Annotated in this window: 12 protein-coding genes and 1 riboswitch; all 12 genes read right to left on the minus strand. The window is 72.8% G+C overall.

Annotation, left to right across the window (positions count from 1 at the left end; all coding sequences use genetic code 11):
* Positions 1-15: 15 nt before the first annotated feature.
* The 12 genes from ACGFZ2_RS16150 to ACGFZ2_RS16205 all read right to left on the minus strand — a co-directional run bounded on the left by ACGFZ2_RS16150 (position 16) and on the right by ACGFZ2_RS16205 (position 17,839).
* Positions 16-1,590, minus strand: a complete 1,575-nt coding sequence (locus ACGFZ2_RS16150; protein WP_393264084.1) for an FMN-binding glutamate synthase family protein — start codon at positions 1,588-1,590, stop codon at positions 16-18.
* A 62-nt stretch (positions 1,591-1,652) separates the two neighbouring features.
* The gene (locus ACGFZ2_RS16155; protein ID WP_393264082.1) at positions 1,653-2,873 is read right to left on the minus strand and encodes a PP2C family protein-serine/threonine phosphatase; all 1,221 of its coding nucleotides are present in this window, start codon (positions 2,871-2,873) and stop codon (positions 1,653-1,655) included.
* A gap of 174 nt (positions 2,874-3,047) precedes the next feature.
* Entirely contained in the window at positions 3,048-5,198 is a 2,151-nt protein-coding gene (locus ACGFZ2_RS16160) for a glycogen debranching N-terminal domain-containing protein (protein ID WP_393454160.1), read from the minus strand.
* Between the two features lie 302 nt (positions 5,199-5,500).
* A complete protein-coding gene (locus ACGFZ2_RS16165; protein ID WP_357701180.1) occupies positions 5,501-5,914 on the minus strand; it encodes a VOC family protein in 414 nt (137 codons plus the stop codon).
* A 119-nt stretch (positions 5,915-6,033) separates the two neighbouring features.
* Positions 6,034-7,164 (minus strand): N-acetylmuramoyl-L-alanine amidase, encoded by a 1,131-nt coding sequence (locus ACGFZ2_RS16170; protein ID WP_357701182.1) that lies wholly within the window; start codon positions 7,162-7,164, stop codon positions 6,034-6,036.
* A 531-nt stretch (positions 7,165-7,695) separates the two neighbouring features.
* Positions 7,696-8,439: an amino acid ABC transporter ATP-binding protein gene (locus tag ACGFZ2_RS16175; RefSeq protein ID WP_393454166.1), complete on the minus strand. Its 744-nt coding sequence runs from the start codon at positions 8,437-8,439 to the stop codon at positions 7,696-7,698.
* Positions 8,436-9,215 carry an amino acid ABC transporter permease gene (locus ACGFZ2_RS16180; protein ID WP_350708139.1) on the minus strand — a complete coding sequence of 260 codons (780 nt, stop codon included), beginning with the start codon at positions 9,213-9,215 and terminating at the stop codon, positions 8,436-8,438. The genes ACGFZ2_RS16175 and ACGFZ2_RS16180 overlap by 4 nt, the downstream gene beginning before the upstream one ends.
* Before the next feature lie 41 nt (positions 9,216-9,256).
* Entirely contained in the window at positions 9,257-10,111 is an 855-nt protein-coding gene (locus tag ACGFZ2_RS16185) for an ABC transporter substrate-binding protein (RefSeq protein ID WP_393264066.1), read from the minus strand.
* A 267-nt stretch (positions 10,112-10,378) separates the two neighbouring features.
* Positions 10,379-10,490: riboswitch (SAM riboswitch) on the minus strand.
* 452 nt (positions 10,491-10,942) lie between these two features.
* Positions 10,943-13,171 carry a proprotein convertase P-domain-containing protein gene (locus ACGFZ2_RS16190; protein ID WP_393454169.1) on the minus strand — a complete coding sequence of 743 codons (2,229 nt, stop codon included), beginning with the start codon at positions 13,169-13,171 and terminating at the stop codon, positions 10,943-10,945.
* Positions 13,172-13,470: 299 nt separating this feature from the next.
* Positions 13,471-16,710: a hypothetical protein gene (locus tag ACGFZ2_RS16195; protein WP_393454172.1), complete on the minus strand. Its 3,240-nt coding sequence runs from the start codon at positions 16,708-16,710 to the stop codon at positions 13,471-13,473.
* 140 nt (positions 16,711-16,850) lie between these two features.
* Positions 16,851-17,711, minus strand: coding sequence for a peptidoglycan-binding protein (locus ACGFZ2_RS16200; protein WP_393454175.1), 861 nt, complete (start codon positions 17,709-17,711; stop codon positions 16,851-16,853).
* Between the two features lie 2 nt (positions 17,712-17,713).
* A complete protein-coding gene (locus ACGFZ2_RS16205; RefSeq protein WP_350679578.1) occupies positions 17,714-17,839 on the minus strand; it encodes a hypothetical protein in 126 nt (41 codons plus the stop codon).
* Positions 17,840-17,998 lie beyond the last annotated feature (159 nt).

Below are 17,998 nucleotides of genomic sequence, written 5' to 3' on the forward strand. Positions count from 1 at the left end.
TGGTGAACACCTCGATCACGGCATCGCGGTCGGCGAGGGCGGGGCGCTGCCGCCCCGCGGCGCCTCCGCCGTCATCAGGCGTACGATCTCCGCCCGGTCGGCGGCGGACGGCAGGCCCCAGCCGGGGCGGTACCCGTACACCTCGTGCAGCGGGTGGGAGGCGGTGCGGCCGTCGAGGACCTCGATGGCGTCGGTGTCGATCAGGCCCGGATGCTCGACACCGCACGCCTCGGCGACCTTGAAAAGGTCCCGCCGCAGGGTCCTGACGTAGTTGGCCGCGCGGACCGACTTCCGGGTCGGGTCGAGGCCCCGGGCGAGCCACGGGTTCTGCGTGGCGACGCCGGTGGGGCACGTGTCGGTGTGGCACTTCTGGGCCTGGATGCAGCCGATCGCCAGCATCGCCTCCCGGCCGACGTTCACCATGTCGCAGCCGAGCGCGAACGCCACCACGGCGTTGTCGGGCAGGCCGAGCTTGCCGGCGCCGACGAAGACCACCTGCTCGTGCAGGTCGCGTTCGGCGAAGACCTTGTAGACGCGGGTGAAGCCCTGCTGGAACGGCAGCGACACCGAGTCGGTGAAGATCAACGGCGCGGCGCCCGTGCCGCCCTCGCCGCCGTCGACGGTGACGAAGTCGACCCCGCGCCCGGTGTCGCGCATCAGGGTGGCCAGCTCCTCCCAGAAGCCGAGGTCGCCCACCGCGGACTTGATGCCCACCGGCAGGCCGGTCTCGGCGGCGAGCAGCTCCACCCAGTCGAGCAGGCTGTCGCAGTCGGAGAACTCGGCGTGCCGGGACGGGCTCACGCAGTCCCGCCCCGGCGCGATGCCCCGGGTCGCGGCGATCTCCGCGGAGACCTTGGCGGCCGGCAGCAGGCCACCGAGGCTGGGCTTGGCGCCCTGGCTGAGCTTGACCTCCAGCGCCCGCACGGGCGCCCCGGCGACGAGGTCCCTGAGCCGGTCGAGGCTGAACCGGCCCTGCTCGTCCCGGCAGCCGAAGTACGCCGTGCCGATCTGGAAGACCAGGTCACCGCCCTTGCGGTGGTACGGGGACAGCCCACCCTCGCCGGTGTTCTGCAGGCAGCCCGCCAGCGCCGCGCCCCGGTTGAGGGCCTCCACCGCGTTGCCGGAGAGCGAGCCGAAGCTCATTCCGGAGATGTTCACCACCGACTCGGGCCGGAAGGCGTGGGCCCGGCTCCGGGCGGCGCCGAGCACCTTCGCGCACGGCAGCCGCACATCGTGCCCGGCACCCGGAGTGGACGGCGGTACGGCGCGGCCGAAGGTGCGGTGCTTGATGATCGGATAGCCGGGGGTGAACTCGATGTCGTTGTCGGTGCCGAAACCGAAGTAGTTGTTCTGCTGCTTCGCCGACGCGTACACCCAGCGGCGCTGGTCGCGGGTGAACGGGCGCTCCTCGTTGTTGCCCGCGACGATGTACTGGCGCAGCTCCGGCCCGATCGACTCCAGCAGGTAGCGGGCCCGGCCGAGGACCGGGAAGTTGCGCAGCAACGCGTGGTCGCGCTGGATCAGGTCGCGCGCGGCGAGGGCCGCGACGGCGGCGACGGCGGCGGGTACGGCTCGACTTGCCCACTTCATGCCCGCCACTCTTTCCGCGGTCGCCCTCCGCCAAACGGGCCGGCGGGGCGGACCCGGCCGGATCAGCCGTGCGTCGGCTGCCGACGGACCACCAGCAGGGCGATGTCGTCGGTCGGTTGCTCGACGCCGAGGGCCGCCATGACGGTGCGGCAGACCTCCTCGGGAGGGTCCGGCCGGACCGCGTGGACGAGCTGCTGGAGGCCGACGTCGATGACCTCGTCGCGGCGTTCGACGAGCCCGTCGGTGAAGCAGGCCAGGACGGCCCCCGGCGGAAGGTCCACCTCGGTCTGCCGGCGGGCGGGCGGGCGGCGGCCCGTGCCGAGCGGAGGGTCGACGGGGACCGGGACCAGGGCGCCCGGCCGGCCCGGCACGGCGAGGACGGGTTGCAGGTGCCCGGCGCTGGAGATCCGGATCCTGCTTCGATCAGGGGAGACCATGACGTAGAGGGCCGTGGTCAGGCTGCCGGCCTCGAAGTGGGAGACCTTCCGGTCCAGCAGCGCCAACGCCTCCGCCGGATCGCCGCAGACCAGCGCGTACGCGCGCAGCGCGCTGCGGACGCGCCCCATCACCACGGCCGACTGCAGGCCGTGCCCCGACACGTCGCCGATCACCAGCCCCAGCCAGCCCGACGGCAGGCTGAACACGTCGTACCAGTCCCCGCCGACGCCGGCGACGTGACCGGGCACGTACCGGGCGGACATGGCCAGGCCGGGCACCTCGGGCAGCTGGTTGGGCAGCAGGCTGCGCTGCAGGGCGAGGGCGGCGGTCTGCGCCAGGTTGTTCGCCCGGGCGAAATGGGCCAGGCTGGCCCGGTCGGCGACCAACTCCAGCAGGCGGACGTCGTCGGCGGTGAACTGACGGTGCTGCAGCGTGCCGACGTGTAGCACGCCGATGAGCTCACCACGGGCGAATATCGGCACGCCCAGCAGCGACGTCAGGCCCATCGCCAGCAGGATGGGGTTGACCACCGCGTCGGGGGTGACCTCCTCGATGACCACCGGCTGTCGGGTCAGCGCGATCCGGCCGGCGAAACCCCGGCCGACCGAGACGCGGAAACCTTGCCGGACCTCCTCCTCGAGACCCTTGGCGGCGGTGGCCACGAGCTGCTGGGCGTGCGCGTCCAGCAGCAGGATGGCCGCGGTGTCGACGCCGAGCAGATCCCGGACGCGATCGAGCAGCTCGTCGAAGAGATCGGCCGCGTCGAGCCGGGACAGGGCAGCGTCGGTCACCGCCTCGAGACGGCGTAACCGCTCGTCGTCCTGGATGAGCCCCGCGTCGGCCACGACAGGATCCTAGTCCCGCTGGCTGGTTCCGCCGCTATCCGACCTGCGCCGACAGCAGCCCGTACGGTGCGCGACGCCGGCCGGACGGTGACGACCGCGAGGATCGTCCCGAACCGGCCCGTTCGGGTGTTTCGAGACCGGCAGCGGCGCCGGCGGTCCCGGATTCGCGGCCGGTCAGGGGCGGTGCCGGCGGGCGGACATCGCCTGGAGCGTCGGCCGGCGCACCACCGCGATCCGGTCGCCGCGGGCGCGCAGCGACGTACGCCCGCCGCGTCCACGCCGGACGGTCAGGTCGACGGTGCGCCCGCCGACCTGCACGCCCTCGAGGACGAGGTCCGGCAGCCACTCGGGCAGGTGCGGGTCGACGAAGATCGTTCGCAGCGGCGCGGCCGGGCGCAGCGCCAGCAGCGCCTGGATGAGCGCGACGACCGCGCTGGCGGACCAGGCCTGCGGGGAGCACGAGTTCGGGTAGACGCCGGGGTGCGGGTGCGCGTCGTCGCGCGGCAGGCCGCTGAGCACCTCCGGCAGGCGGTGCTCGGTGAAGAGCGCCGCCGCGGCGAACATCCCCTCGGCGAGGCGGTGCAGGTGCTCCCAGCAGCCGTACCGGGCCAGCCCGAGGCCGATCGTGCCCGCCTCCACGGGCCAGACGCTGCCCCGGTGGTAGCTGAACGGGTTGTACGCCGGGTGTGCCGACGACAGGGTGCGCACCCCCCAGCCGCTGAACATGTCGTCGGCGAGCAGCCGGTCGGCGACCAGGGGAGCGAGCCGGGCCGGCACGATCCCGGTGGCGAGCAGGTGACCGTCGTTGGAGTTGACCGAACGCACCTGACGCTTGTCCGGGTCGAGCGCCATGGCGTGACAGCCCCGCTCGGGCATCCAGTAGGCGCGGTGGAAACGGCGACGAAGGACCGTGGCCCGGCGGAGCAGCCGGGCGCCGAGCGCGGGGTGACCGGCCGCGGCGAACACCACGGCGGCGTGCCGCAGCGCGGCGTACCAGTACGCCTGGAGCTCGCTGGTCGCGATCGGGTTGGGCACCACCTCGCCGTGCTCGTCGACGATCGCGGTGTCCGAGTCCTTCCACCCCTGGTTCTTCAGCCCGGCCCGGGACCGGCAGTGGTATTCGAGGAAGCCGTCCCGGTCGGGGTCGCCGTACCGGTCGATCCAGTCCAGGGCGCGGCGCGCGACCGGCAGCAGATCCCGCACCGTGTCGAGATCCCCCGTCCACGCGAAGTACTGCCCGAGGAAGATCAGGAAGTCCGGCGCGGTCGACCAGTCGCCGTAGTAGCCGCTGAACGGGTCGAGCCCGAGCGCGGACACCGGTCCCTGACGGGCCTCGTGCAACGGCTTGCCGGGCTCCTCGTCGCGCCAGTCGTCGATGCGGCGCCCGAGGTGGCCGGCGTTGAGCCGCAGGCTGTCCGCCAGCATCGTCGGCCCGGCGAGCAGGGCCTGCCACGACGCGGTCATCGTGTCGCGGCCGAAGATCTCCTGGTAGATCGGCAGGCCGGCCATCGGCGCCGTCGGCCCGGCCGGCTCACCCAGCGGCAGCACCGCCAGGTCGTCGACCGCGCACCGCCAGGCCGCCGTGACGTCGAAGTTGCTGCTGCTCAGCCGGGTCAGTTCCCGGGCGAGGTGGGCGCGGGCGCGGGCCGCGTCGTCGCCCGGCTCGGCGAAGGTCGGCGGCGGCGCGGCGAGACGCCGTCCCTCGAAGATCGGCTCGACCACGAGTTCCACCCGGCCCGACCCCCGGGGCGGCACCGCGACCGCGACCAGGACGGCGTCGTCCACGTACCGGACGGGCGAATCCGCGTGTACGCCGATCGCCACCGCCCGGTCGAGGCCGTCGCACCGGTAGGTCAGGCGCAGCTCGCGGTCGTCGGGGTGCCAGCTCGCGTCGACCGCGCCCGACTGCACCCGGCGGCCGGTCTCGGCCTCGCTGGTGTCGGCGAAGTCGGCGGCGAGATCGATCCGCAGTTCCAGTTCCAGCGGCACCGGGGCGTAGCTGACCACGGTCAGCCGGGTGCGCAGCCCCTCGCCGACGAAGCGCTCCACCAGGAGGTAGGCCGCGCGGGAGGGCAGTGTCTCACCGTCGCCGAGTGCCGCGTACGAGAGCTGGGCGTGGCCGGCCACGTTGGCCGTGCTGAACGGCACCGGCTCGCGGCCGTCCACGGCGAGGCGCTCCGTGCTGAGCACCCGGGTGTTGCGCGCGAAGAAGCCCTGCGGGTCGGCGCCGGTGATCCGGCCGCGCACGTCGGTGACCAGCGTGCTCCAGCCGCTCGCCACGTAGAGCAGATCCGGTCGGACCCGCAGGTTCCGGACGCCGCTCATCGGTCCGGCGGCCGGCGTGGCACCGGCGTCCGGGGCGGCCGCGGCCGGCGGGACCTCCCGCGGCCGGAGAGGGTCCCGCCGGGGCGGGCGGCCGGCGGGCGCGGCGGCGTCGCGCGGGCGGCGGGGGTCCCGGCGGCAGGCGCGCTCGGCGGCGTCGACGGCATCGGTGCACCCCCTGACCGGCGGCTGCGGGCCCGGGCGCGCCGGTGCGCGCCGCGGACCCGTCGGACAGCGGTCGGTACCCGGTCGCGCCGCCGGTACACCTCCGGCCGGCCCGCCGGGCCGCGGGAGCGCTCCCGAGGTCAGCGCTGGGGCTGGCCGATGTCCACCATCCAGCGGGTGCCGAAGCGGTCGACGCACATGCCGAACTCGTCGCCCCACATCTGCTTCTCCAGCGGCATGGTCACCGTGCCGCCGTCGGCGAGCTTCTCCCAGTAGCCGCGCAGCTCGTCGGCGTCGTCGCCGCTGAGGCTGACGGCGACGTTGTTGCCCGGATCGTGCTCCATCCCCGGCGCGGTGTCCGAGGCCATCAGGGTGTAGCCCCGGTCGGTCTCCAACATCGCATGCATGATCTTGTCGGTCAGCGCGGGATCGTCGGTGCCGAACTCGCCGAAGGTGCTCATCGACAGTGAGCCGCCGAACACACGCTGGTAGAACTCCATCGCCTCCCGTGCGGTGCCCGGAAAGCTGATGTACGGGTTGAGCCGAGACGCCACAGCACCCTCCTCCGGTCGTGAAGGCGTCATCGTCGCAGATCAGGGGCCGGGTGTGGACGAGGCGCGCCCGCGTTCCGCGGCCCGTGGGAGCGGGAGGTCGTCCCACGGGCCGCGGGCGGTCAGTGCCGGAAGGAGTGGCGCACGACGCCGCCGACGAGGACGCACCACGTGTTGGTGGTGAGCTTGCCGTTGCGCGGCAGGCCGTGCAGCGCCTGGAGATCCTGGACGGCCTTCTTGGTGGCGTGGTCGTACTCGCCGGTGACGGCGACGTCCGCCCACCCCTTGAAGTTGAGCATGAACTGGGCGGCGCTGACCGGGATGCCGGCGGCGTCCTTGTCGAGCTCCGGCGCCAGCGTCTCCCAGGTCGGCGCGGTGAGGGTGGCGTCGACGTCGACCGGGATGCCGTTGCGGTACTGCCAGTCCTGCACGGCCGCGACGGTGGCGGCGTCGAAGACGCTGTTGACCGGCACGGTGTAGCCGCGGTGGGCCAGCAGGTACTGCACGACCCGCACCGACGGCGAGCCGACGAACCGCCACAGGTCCGGCCAGCGGCGGGCCGGCACGTCCGCCAGATCGGTGTCGAGCGCCTCGAACACCCGGCGGCGCAGGACCGGGAACTGCCGGTAGAAGGCGGCGCCGGGGCACTGCGTGGTGCGGAAGTCCCAGTGCCCGAAGATGTCGTGGGCGTGCAGACCGTACTGCCGGCAGATGGTCGTGCAGAGCTTGACCAGCGAGTCCAGCAACGCCTCCGGCGGCGTCTCGGTGACGTACGTGCCCTCGTTCTCGATGCCGATCGCCCGGCCGTTCTCGCCCGGACAGTGCGCCGAGATCATCTGCCGGTCGCCGGCCTGCAGCCGCTCCAGGCTGCCCCGGCGCCCCTCCATGACGTATCCACCGCGGCTGACGGTGAAGTGCTGGCCGGTGTCGGACCAGCGGTTGCCGTCCATGTGCAGGTCCTGGCAGTCGCGGGCCAGCTTGATCGCCTGCGCCTCTGAGTAGTCGGTGACGTTCGGGAACGCCATGTGGTGCACGATGATCTTGTTGGTGGGGATGGCGCTGACCGACAGCGGGTCCGCCGGCGGACGCGCGCCCCACTCGTCGCAGCTGTAGATCCAGTCCAGGTCGGCGCCGGGGTCCGCCTGCGCGGCGGCGGGGAAGGCGAGTTCGCTTCCGACGACCGCGACCGTGGCGGCGCCGAGGCCGGCCCGCAGCAGGGTCCGACGGTCCAGTTCGGAGTGGTCGAGGTGCATGGCATCTCCTGTGCGGCCGGGTCGGGGGTGGGAAGGGGTGCGTGAAAGGAAACTCCAGTGGCCGCCTGTGTTGTGGAAGATATTGCCCAGACCTCCGCCGCTGGTCAATAAGGAGCCGCCCGGCCGTCCGGGTGACCGTCCGTGCCGAGGTCGAGGATCACGGGCAGCGACGCGCAGGTGGCCGTGGGTCGTCGGGTTCCGACAACGGAGGCTTCGGCCGGTGAACGAGCCGGCTGCCCGGACCGACGACAGCGCGGACCGTCAGGAGGCGTCACCAGGCAGCGTAGACCGGTACGGGCGGATCCGCGGCGCGAACCGGCGTCCGACGATCCTCCGAGAGGGACGGTCCGCCGACGGTCGGGTGATCGGGCCGCACCGAGCGGGGGGCTACCGCACAGCGGCGTGCCCGCGATACTCGTTCGGCACCGGACCGCGTGCATTCACGGAAGATGCGCCTCAGACGGCCGCATGCCCGTTGTCCCAGTTCCCGGCGGCGCCGGTGGTGCTCCTCGGTGGGGACGTCGCGGCGGGTCAGAGCACCTGGGAGAGGAAGCGGCGCAGCCGGGGGTGCTCCGCCCCCTCGAAGATCGCGGCCGGTTCGCCGGCCTCCAGCACCACGCCGCGATCCATGAACGCGACGGTGTCGGCGACCTCGCGGGCGAAGCCCATCTCGTGGGTGACCACCACCATCGTCATGCCGCCGGCGGACAGCTCGGCCATCAGCCCCAGCACCCCCTTGACCAGCTCCGGGTCCAGAGCCGAGGTCGCCTCGTCGAAGAGCATCACCTGCGGCCGCAACGCCAGCGCGCGGGCGATCGCGACCCGCTGCTGCTGCCCGCCCGACAGGTGCGCCGGCCGGGCGTCGGCCTTGGCCGCGAGCCCCACCAGCTCCAGGTGGTCGCGGGCGACCGCCGCCGCCTCGTCCTCACCAAGCTTCCTGATCCGGCGCAGCGCGAGGGTGATGTTGCGCAGCACGCTCATGTGCGGGAAGAGGTTGAACTGCTGGAAGACCATGCCGACCCGCTGCCGCAGGGCATCCGGGTCGTCGCCCAGCACGCTGCGCCCGTCGAGCAGCACGTCGCCCCGATCGGGCTCGATGAGCCGGTTGATGGCGCGCAGAAGCGTGGACTTGCCCGAGCCGGACGGGCCGATCACGCAGGCCGTCGCGCCCCGCGCGACGTCCAGGTCCACGCCGCGCAGCACCCGGTGCGACCCGAAGGCCAGGTGCACGTCGCGGACGCTCAGGCTCACCGAGGTCGTCGTGTCGATGCTCATCGCTGGTTTCCTCCCGCCGCCCCCGGCAGCGCCAGGTCGAGGTCGTCGTCGGCGTCGGCGGGCGCGGCGGCCTGCCGGCCGTGCCGCAGCCGCCGGTCGATCCAGTTCACGACGTGGGTCAGCGGCACGGTCAGCGCCAGGTAGAACAGGCCGGCCAGCAGCAGCGCCGACTGGTTGCCGGTGTTCGCCGCGTAGTCCTGCCCGATCCGGAACAGCTCCCGCTGGCTGGCCAGCAGGCCGAGGAAGTAGACCAGGCTGGAGTCCTTGATCAGCGCGATCAGCTGGTTCACCCAGGCCGGCAGCACCCGGCGGATGCCCTGCGGCACGATCACCAGGCGCATCGCCTCGCCCCAGGACAGGCCCAGCGCCCGGGCCCCCTCCAGCTGGGCGGCCTCCACCGACTGGATGCCGGAGCGGAAGATCTCGCCGATGTAGGCCGCCGCGATCAGCGACAGCGCCAGGATGCCCAGGGGATACGGGTTGGGGCCCCACACCTCCATGCCCAGCGGCGCCAGACCGACGCCGATGAGCAGGATGGTCGCCGCGGCCGGCAGGCCGCGGAAAACGTCGGTGTAGACCCGCGCCGGCCAGCGCAACCATCGGGTACGCGAGATGCCGGCGACGGCCAGCCCCATGCCCAGCACCGAGCCGAGCAGGGCGGCGGAGATCGCGAGGATCAGCGTGTTGGGCAGCCCGACCGTCAGCATCTCGGGCAGCGCCTCGCGCATGGAGTCCCAGTCGAAGAAGGTCTCCCACAGGGTGCTCAACGGATCCATCGTGTTCTCCTACCGTCCCGCTCGCTCGTCGTCCGTACGTGTCAGGAGGCGGCCGAGGCCGACGGCACCGGGACGGTGCCGCTGCCCGGCTTGAAGTCGGCGGGGATCGGGCGGCCCGGGTAGTACTGGGCCTGCAGGCGGCTCCACGTGCCGTCGGCGATCACCTCGTCGAGGCCCTTGTTCAGCGCCTCGCGCAGCTTGTCGTTGCCCTTGGCGAACGCGTACGCCGTCGGGGCCGGGCTGAGCAGCTTCCCCGCCACCTTGATCTTGCCGTTGCTGTCGGCGGCCGACTTGTCGCCGATCTCGGCGGGGGCGATCCAGGCGTCGGCGGTGCCGGCCTTGAGCTGGTTGATCGCGCCGTTGTAGTCGGGCACCCGGACCGGGTCGAGGCCCTCGCCGGTCGCGTAGTCGTCCTGGACGGTGCCCTGCACGACCACGACCCGCTTGCCGGCGAGCTGGTCGAAACCGGTGATCGACGAATTGGCCGGCACGTCGAGCCCGAAGTGGCCGAAATCGTAGCCGTTGCCGAAGTCGACGGTCTTCTTGCGGGCCTCGGTGATGGTGATCGAGGAGCTGCCGACGTCGAACTTGCGGTTGTTGACCTGCGAGAGCAGCGCGGAGAAGTCCGTCCCGACGAACTCGACCTTCAGGCCGACCTTCGCGGCGACCGCGGTGAGCAGGTCGTTGTCGAAGCCGGTGAACTTGCCGTCCTTGAGGTAGACGTTCGGCGGGGCGTCGGTGAGCGTGCCGGTGCGCAGCACACCCGGCTGGAGCAGGTTGTACGGGTTGTCGGTCGCCTCGGACGCGTCGTCGCCGCAGGCGGTCAGGGCGGTGGCGGCGAGGACGGCGGCGACGCCGAGGGCGGCGGCGCGGGTGAGGGCGGGAAGGAATCGCACAGGTGTCTCCGAAAGGGGTCTCCGACGGCGGGCACGGGCGTGCGTCGCCGGCGGTGCGCCCGGTGGGCGTACCGCTGGGGTGGTCCTGGGAAGGGGGTCTGGTGCGTGGCTAGCGCGGGTCGCCGGGGCGACACGAGGCGCTGCAGACCCGCATCATGTCGACGTGGCGGCGCCGGGTCAGGGGCGGCGTCGGGGCCGCGGCGCGGACCGTCGGTACGCAGATGCGGAAGGACATGGCTCTCCTCGGTCGTTGCTGACCTGGGAACCAGGCCACGCTTGCACCGGAGCTGCTCCGGTGCCTGGTCTTCACCCGGGGCACCCCTGCGCGGACGAGGGTTGCCGGCCAGCGAGCCGGGGCTTGACGCTGGCGCTCATGACCTGCCGACGAGGCTAGCAGCCCCCCGTGGTGGCGCGTCCAGCCGCTATGACCACCCTCACGTGGCGCCGCCCGGCGCGAGCGGAGACGCTGCCGACCCAGGCGGCGACCGGCGGCGAATTGAGGCTGACCCCGACGCCGAGCCCGGTGGCGAACCCACGCCGAACCCGGGGCCGAACCGGCGGGCTCGGTTCCGGGCGGTCACTCCTCGATCGCGCCGCCCACGTGCCGCGGGTGCTGCCGGACGGTGTAGCCGGGGGTCGGTGGCGCGGCGGGCGAGGTGGTCGGCGAACCCGGTCTGCTCGCGCAGCGTCTTCGAAGAACTTCGCCTTGAGTCCAGCAGAAACGGACACGGTCCTCGCAACTCCCAGAAGGTCTGGGTGTTGCGAGGACCGCTAGATCCCGAGGTTCAGCCGGGGTCCCGGTGTGGGGGTGCGCTGGTGGCGCCGTTGCCGCTAGAGCGTCAGCGTCCAGGTGTTGAGGTAGCCGGTGTCGCCGGAGGCGGCGTCCTGCACCCGCAGCTTCCAGGTGCCGTTACGGGCCTCGGAGGAGAGGTTGACGGTGTAGGTCTGGTTGATGTTGTCGGTCGAGCCGCCGGTGCGGTTGTGCAGGGTGTAGGCGGTGCCGTCGGGGGCGATGAGGGTGACGACGAGGTCACCGATGTAGGTGTGGACGATGTTCACGGCGACGGTGCTTGCGGTGGAGGCGTTGCCGGAGCAGCCGCTGATGGTGATCGAGCTTTCCACCGTGGTGTTGTCGCCGATGCTGACGTCGGTGCCGTTCGTGCCGGTGCAGCCCGGGGGCGTCCCGCCGACCAGGTTGAGCGTCCAGGTGTTGAGGTAGCCGGTGTCGCCGGAGGCGGCGTCCTGCACCCGCAGCTTCCAGGTGCCGTTGGCGGCCTCGCTGGAGAGGTTGACGGTGTAGGTCTGGTTGATGTTGTCGGTCGAGCCGCCGCTGCGGTTGTGCAGGGTGTAGGCGGTGCCGTCGGGGGCGACGAGGCTGACGACGAGGTCACCGATGTAGGTGTGGACGATGTTCACGGCGACGGTGCTGGTGGCGGAGGCGTTGCCGGAGCACCCGCTGATGGTGATCGAGCTTTCCACCGTGGTGTTGTCGCCGATGCTGACGTCGGTGCCGTTGGTCTGCGAGCAGCCGGGCGGCCCGTTGACCGTCAACGTGTACGACGCGGTCTGGGTGGTGACCGTGCCGGTGCCGGTGACGGTCACCGGGTAGGTGCCCGGCGCGGTGGTGCCGGTGGTGGAGATGGTCATCGTGGCGGAGTTGCCGGAGGTGACCGACGCCGGGCTGAAGCTCGCCGTGGCCCCGGCGGGCAGGCCGTTGGCGGAGAACGTCACGTTCTGCGCGCTGCCGACCGTGGTGGTGGTGCCGACGGTCGCGGTGACCGAGCTGCCCGGGTTGACCGTTCCGGAGGTGGGCGACACCGACATGGCGAAGTCCTGCGTCGGCGTGCTGATGTTGCCGACGTAGAGCAGCTTGTTCGGTGAGCCGGTGCCCGGGTTGGTGACCTTGCCGTTGGTCGCGTCGTTGACGAGCTTGTCGCGGACCTGCTGCGGGGTGTACGACGGGTTGGCGGCGAGGACCAGCGCGGCCGCGCCGGCCACGTGCGGCGTGGCCATCGACGTGCCGCTGATGGTGTTGGTGGCGCTGTCGCCGGTGTGCCACGCCGAGGTGATCGACGAGCCCGGGGCGAAGATGTCCAGGCAGGTGCCGATGTTGGAGTAGTCCGCCCGGGCGTCGGTGCTGGTGGTCGCCCCCACGGTGATCGCGTTGGGGGTGCTGGCCGGCGAGACGCCGCAGGCGTCGGCGGAGTAGTCGTTGCCGGCCGCGATGGCGTAGCTGACGCCGTCGGCGATGGAGGCCGTCACCGCGTCGTTGACGGCCTGGTCCTTCCCGCCGCCGAGGCTCATGTTGGCCACCGCCAGCTCGCCGGGGTCGTGGTCGCCGGTGACCCAGTCGATGCCCGCGATCACCCCGGCGTACGTGCCGCTGCCCCCACAGTCGAGGACCCGGACGCCGACCAGGGTGGCGTTCTTGGCCATGCCGTACGCGGTGCCGCCCACAGTGCCCGCGACGTGGGTGCCGTGGCCGTTGCAGTCGTCGGCCGCGCCGCCGTCGACCGAGTCGAAACCGGTGACCGCGCGGCCACCGAAGTCGCTGTGCGAGAACCGGATGCCGGTGTCGATGATGTACGCCCGGACGCCGGAGCCGCCGTTCGGGTAGGTGTAGGAGTTGTTCAACGGCAGGTCGCGCTGGTCACTGCGGTCCAGGCCCCACGACGGGGTGGGGCTCTGCGTACCGGAGATCCGCACGACGTGGTTCTGCTGGACGTACTTCACCGACGGGTCGGCGGCCAACCGCCGGGCCTGCGCGGCGGACATCCGGGCCTCGAACCCGCGCACCGTGTGCTGGAAGGTCCGGGCGACGGTGCCGTCGTGCCGACTGGCCAGGGCGCGGGCGTTGCCCGTGACCTCGGCCCGGGTCACCGCGGTGTCCTTGAACACCACGATGTACGAGCCGGAGACCGCGGTGGCGCCGCCGGCCTGGAGGATCTGCCCCTCGGCGGGAGCGGCGGTCGCTGGGGTGCCGAACGCCACCGCGGCGGTGACCGCGGCTGTTGCGACGCCCAGACGCCAGTGGCGCCTGGACAGGCGGGGGAGTGTCATCGGTCGTCCCTCTCCTGACGCCGGATCCCGTGCGGGGGGTGGTGCGGAGATCCGGGAATGTCGATCTGGTCGGAGGTGATGCTAGACGGCGATGCATTCGAATGTATAGATGAAAGAATTTCCGCGTTTCCTGCTGATTCCACGCGGATGTGAAGGACTTGCCGTGCCGACACGCCTGTTTTTTCGTCATCGGTCGAGGCCGGCGTCCCACTCGTCGAGTAGCGGCCGGGAGTCCACGTGTCGATCCCGGTCGCCGACGCTCCTGCCGGATTGTCGGCCGTGGTGTCGCGCCGCGGCGGTCACCGCTGCGGCACGCCCGGCGGCGGCTCCGGCCCGAAGTGCACCCCCGCGATCGGGCCGCCCGGCGGCAGGAGGATCTCGAGCATCCGCTGCCGCCCGTCCGGCCCCGGGTCCCGGATGAACCAGAGGTGGTACTGCGATCCGGCCGGGATGTTCTCGAAGTCCCCGAGCGCGTCGCGCAGGTACTGCCGGGCCGTCGCCTGCTGCTCCGCGGCGGTCTGGAGGTGGATCGCGTCGGACTTCAGCTCGAGGAAGCACGGCACGTCGCCGGCCATCCAGTGCCCGTCCAGGTTGGACCGGCCGGTCAGCCAGGTGCCGATCCGCGCGCCGAGGAACCACATCGTCTGCTGCAGGACGGGCAGCGGACCGAGGAAGACGTGCTCGGCGAGCCGGCCGCGCATGCGGTTGGCGACGATGGTCAGATCCGGCACGCGGATCTGCCCGTCGACCATCATCTTCTCGAACGAGTCGACGAGCGCGATCCTGGTCTGCGGCCGGTACGCGTCGAACTCGCCGGCCTCGGCGACCTCGACGACCTGCAGGCAGTCGGTCATCGCCCGGCGCTGGTCCGGGGTGAGCGCGGGAAAGTCCCGGGCCACCTCGTCGGCCAGGACCCGCCAACTGGGGTGGGCCCGGTCGACGCCCAGGTTCTCCGGCGTGATCTTGCGGCGCGGCGGGCGCAGCGGGGGAGCGAGTGCCAGTTCCCGGCGCAACTGCTGGCTGGTCAGCGACATCAGCCGGGCGACGAGCGCCGGGCGGTCACCCGCCGGGGCCTGCTCCAGCAGGGTGCCCGCCCGGCCGAGCCCGTCGTCGACCTGCGCCGTGCCGAGCCGCTTGCGCAGCCGCAGCACCAGCAGCGGACCCCACTGCCGCCCGAACGCGATCGACGCGGGATGCGACGCGAGCCCGTACAGGGCGGTCGAGCGGGACTGGACGGCGCCGACACCGGCCAGGTCCGGGTGTGCGAGCAGACGCAGGAACGACTCCCGTCCCCTGGCCGCCTGCGCGAGGATCTTCGCCACCTTGTCGGGGCCGAAGGCGGCCTGGAGGCGCTCCAGGCCCAGGGTCGCCGCGCCGGGCAGCACCACCGGCTCGGGTGCTGGCCCGGGCCGCATGCTCGCCTCGGGCACGTGGACCAGCCGCTCCGGCGTCGCGGCCCGCGCCGGCAGGTCGCCCTCGGGCAGCAGGAGCAGGCGCCGGCCGCCGGAGCCGGACACGAGCACGGCGTCGGGGAGGTCGGTGGGCCGCCGGGTGCCGGGCGGGTAGGCGGCGTCGAGCACCGGCCGGGCGTCGTCGCTGAAGACCACCAGGCCCGGCAGCAGGCCCTCGAAGGTCGGTACGGCGTCCGGCCAGGTCAGCGAGGCGCTGATCCCGGCCTCGGCGAGGCGCAGCTCGATCTCGCCCTTGGCGGCGGTGAGCCGGAGCAGCGCCGCGTCGCGTTCCGCCCCGGGCGGCAGCCCGTCGACGAGGGTGACCAGCCCGTTCCAGGCCTGTGCCGCGCGGGCCGCCCACGCCCGGAACTGTTCCGGGCCGGCCGTGCCGTTGCGGACGGCCTCGAAGTCCTGGGCGACCTGCGCGCGCTCGGCCTCCAGCTCCTGCAGCCGCCGCTCGCCGTCGACGGTGAGCGCCCCGCGGGCCGCGCCGAGCCGGTCGAGGAACGACCTCGCCACCAGCCCGCCGACCATGACGGCGCCCGTGGTGGCGGCCTGCTGCACCGCGGCCACCACGCTGTCCCGCAGGCTGCGCAGCTCCCCGGTGCGGATCAGGTGCTGCGCCTCGCCGAACCCGAAGGTGGTGATCTGCTCGACCACGAGCCGGGCGACCTGCTCGGCCCGGTCACCGGACCGGGCCACCGCCTTGAAGATGTCCCCGGAGCCGCAGAGCACGACACGGACGACGGCGGCCTGCAGCGCCTGCCACGCGAGGTCCTCCTGGAACGACGTCGCCGTGATGGACTCCGGCCCCAGCAGCAGCTCGGACGCGCCACGGGCGACGAGCGTCTCCCACATCAGCCGGGTGGCGACCACGCCCGCCGAGACGGCGATCGAGCCGAGCACCGTGCCGCTGCCGACGACGGTCTCCAGCACCGCGCCGGCGGCGGCGCCGGCCGCCCCTGCGGTGATCGCCGTGGCGACGCCGATCGCCACCCCGGCCGCGATCGCCTTGACGGTCTTCTGCAGTTCGATGGTGTCGGCGATGTCGTCGAGGTCGGCCTTGAACCCGGGTCGGCCGGTGACGGTGGCCAGCACCGCGACGGCGAGCCGGTGCCGCTCCGCCGCCTCGACGTACGCGCCGTCCTTGTGCAGCAGGAAGCTCTGCTCCACATGGGTGAGGGCCGACGCGAGTTCGACGACGTACCCGTCCACCCGTTCCGTCGCCGCGCTGGGCAGCACCGGTTGGTCGGCGAGCCACGACAGCCGTTCCCGGGTGGTCAGGATCTGCACCGCCAGGCTGATGGTGCGCAACTTCTGGCTGAACCGCACATACGGCTGCAGGTAGTCGCGGAACGAGTAGGCGCGTACCGCGTACAGCTCGGCCAGCAGGCGGCGGCGCAGGAACCACTCCTGCCCGGGGGCGGTCATGGCGACGCCGGTCTCGGCGTCCGCGGCCCGTCCGGGAAGGGCGTCGTCCTCCCGTTCCGCCCGCAGGGCGACGAGGTCGGTGACCTGGTCGGCGAGCTGCCCGATCACGGCCTCCAGACCCATGCGGTCGGTCAGGTAGAGCAGCGGCATCGTCGTCGAGAACTCCCCGACCAACCGGTCGCCCTCGTTCTGCCGGGCCTCGATCCGGTGCGGCGGCGCGGCGTCGAGCGCCTCGGTGATCGCGGCGCAGTACGCCTCGCGGGCCTTGTGGAGGTAGCCGCGCAGCCGTGGCTCGAACGGGGGGAGGTACTGGCCGGGCCGGGCGAGGTCGGCCAGTTGGCGCAGGGCCGGGCCGAGCGCCACGGTCACCGCCCAGGCCATCTCCACGCCCCGGACCCGGCGCGCCATCGCCCGGGCGGTGGGCACCGGCGCGCCGGCCGCCGGGTTCAGCATGGCCCACAGCCGGCGGCGCGCCGGCTTCAGCTCCCGCGCGTACGGGACGAGGTCGTCGACGGCGTCGAGCAGCTCCGCGAGCAACAGGTCGTGCGGCACGCGGCTGGTCGGGCTCTGGGTGACGGCCACCGGGTCCGGCCGCCGCGTGCCCACGGTCGCCAGGACGGCCCCGCGTACGCCCTCTTCGCTCAAGCTCTGGGTCATGAACTCCCCCGCCCCGCCGGCGTGGCGACCACGCCACACCATGGACACTCCGGTCATCGATTGCGCGCCCCGGGTCGTCGGCACGACCGGGCGGTTCGGTACGGGCGCGGGACCGGGGCGACCCGGTTCCGCACCGTGAATCAGTAGGTGACGCGTACGCCCATCTCGGCCCAGGTGAGCCGGCCGACGATGCCGTCGTCGGTGAGCCCGCGCATCCGCTGGTACCAGCGGACCCCCGCCTCGGTCTTCGCGTCGAAGCGGGTGCCCGGCGGCCCGCACCGCCGCGCGCCGACGAACCGCTTGACGTACGCCACGTCCTCGCCGGTGCTGCCGACGCGGACGGTGCGCGAGCCCGGGGCCCGGCCTGCCGGCTGCGGCGCCGGTGGCCTGGTGGCGGTGCGGAGAGCGGTCAGGGTCTTCGGTCCGACGACGGCGTCGACCGTCAGCTTCTTCGACTTCTGGAACGTCCGGACCCAGGCGGTGGTCTTCGGCCCGAACACGCCGTCGGCGGTGAGGCGGGCGCCCAACCGGTTGGCGAGGGTCTGCAACTCCCGCACGTCGCTGCCCTTGCAGCCCGCCCGCAGGACCCGGTCGCCGAGCTTGGCGGCCCGGGCCGTGGCGACGCCCCACGGGCGCAGGCTGTCCTCCAGGGCCCGGGCGTGGCTGACGCTGACGTGCAGGTGCTTGGTGTGCGGGTTGGATCCGGTGTAGCGCGCGGGCCGGAAGTCGCGGGTACGGCTCCAGATCAGCCGGTTGTAGATCACGTACTGGGTGGACGGGTGCTCGATGCAGTGCCGGACGACCAGCAACGGGTCGATCCCGTCGATGTCGAAGTCCGCCGCGTTGACCGAGCGGTCGTCGGCGTCCGGGTTGTGGTCGGACTTGCGGGCCTGGTGGGCCGCGTCGCCGATCCAGCCGTCGGAGGCCTTGTCCCGGTGCGGCCAGCGGGTGTTGATCTCCTCACGCAGCACGCGCAGCGTCGGGGCCAGGTGCACGCCCATCGTCACTCCTCCTCTGCCAGCGCCGCGAGCAGGTCGTAGTCGACGGCGTCGCCGATCAGCTGCTCCGGGTCGTCGTCCTCCTCGAACGTGGCCACCAGGTACTCGGCGTCGATGCTGGCGGTGTCCACCAGTGGTCCCCCCTCTTCCGAATCGTCACCCTGCCGGCCGGATCAGGGCGGCCCGGCCGCGTCGCGCCTCGCGGTGTGCGGCACGGGCGTCGCCGCCCCGGGTCGACGGCGGGTGACTGACGTTCTCGTGGGCAACCTTCGGGATCGCGGCGGCGGGCC

Origin of the sequence: Micromonospora sp. NPDC048063, assembly GCF_043202855.1 — a bacterium.
Classification (GTDB): Bacteria; Actinomycetota; Actinomycetes; order Mycobacteriales; family Micromonosporaceae; genus Micromonospora.

Bases quoted from the DNA above. Each gene is read 5' to 3' on its own strand.
- ACGFZ2_RS16175 (WP_393454166.1), bottom strand. From the start codon at position 8,439: ATGAGCATCGACACGACGACCTCGGTGAGCCTGAGCGTCCGCGACGTG.
- ACGFZ2_RS16170 (WP_357701182.1), bottom strand. From the start codon at position 7,164: ATGCACCTCGACCACTCCGAACTGGACCGTCGGACCCTGCTGCGGGCC.
- ACGFZ2_RS16180 (WP_350708139.1), bottom strand. From the start codon at position 9,215: ATGGATCCGTTGAGCACCCTGTGGGAGACCTTCTTCGACTGGGACTCC.
- ACGFZ2_RS16200 (WP_393454175.1), bottom strand. From the start codon at position 17,711: ATGGGCGTGCACCTGGCCCCGACGCTGCGCGTGCTGCGTGAGGAGATC.
- ACGFZ2_RS16160 (WP_393454160.1), bottom strand. From the start codon at position 5,198: ATGAGCGGCGTCCGGAACCTGCGGGTCCGACCGGATCTGCTCTACGTG.
- ACGFZ2_RS16190 (WP_393454169.1), bottom strand. From the start codon at position 13,171: ATGACACTCCCCCGCCTGTCCAGGCGCCACTGGCGTCTGGGCGTCGCA.
- ACGFZ2_RS16150 (WP_393264084.1), bottom strand. From the start codon at position 1,590: ATGAAGTGGGCAAGTCGAGCCGTACCCGCCGCCGTCGCCGCCGTCGCG.
- ACGFZ2_RS16195 (WP_393454172.1), bottom strand. From the start codon at position 16,710: ATGACCCAGAGCTTGAGCGAAGAGGGCGTACGCGGGGCCGTCCTGGCG.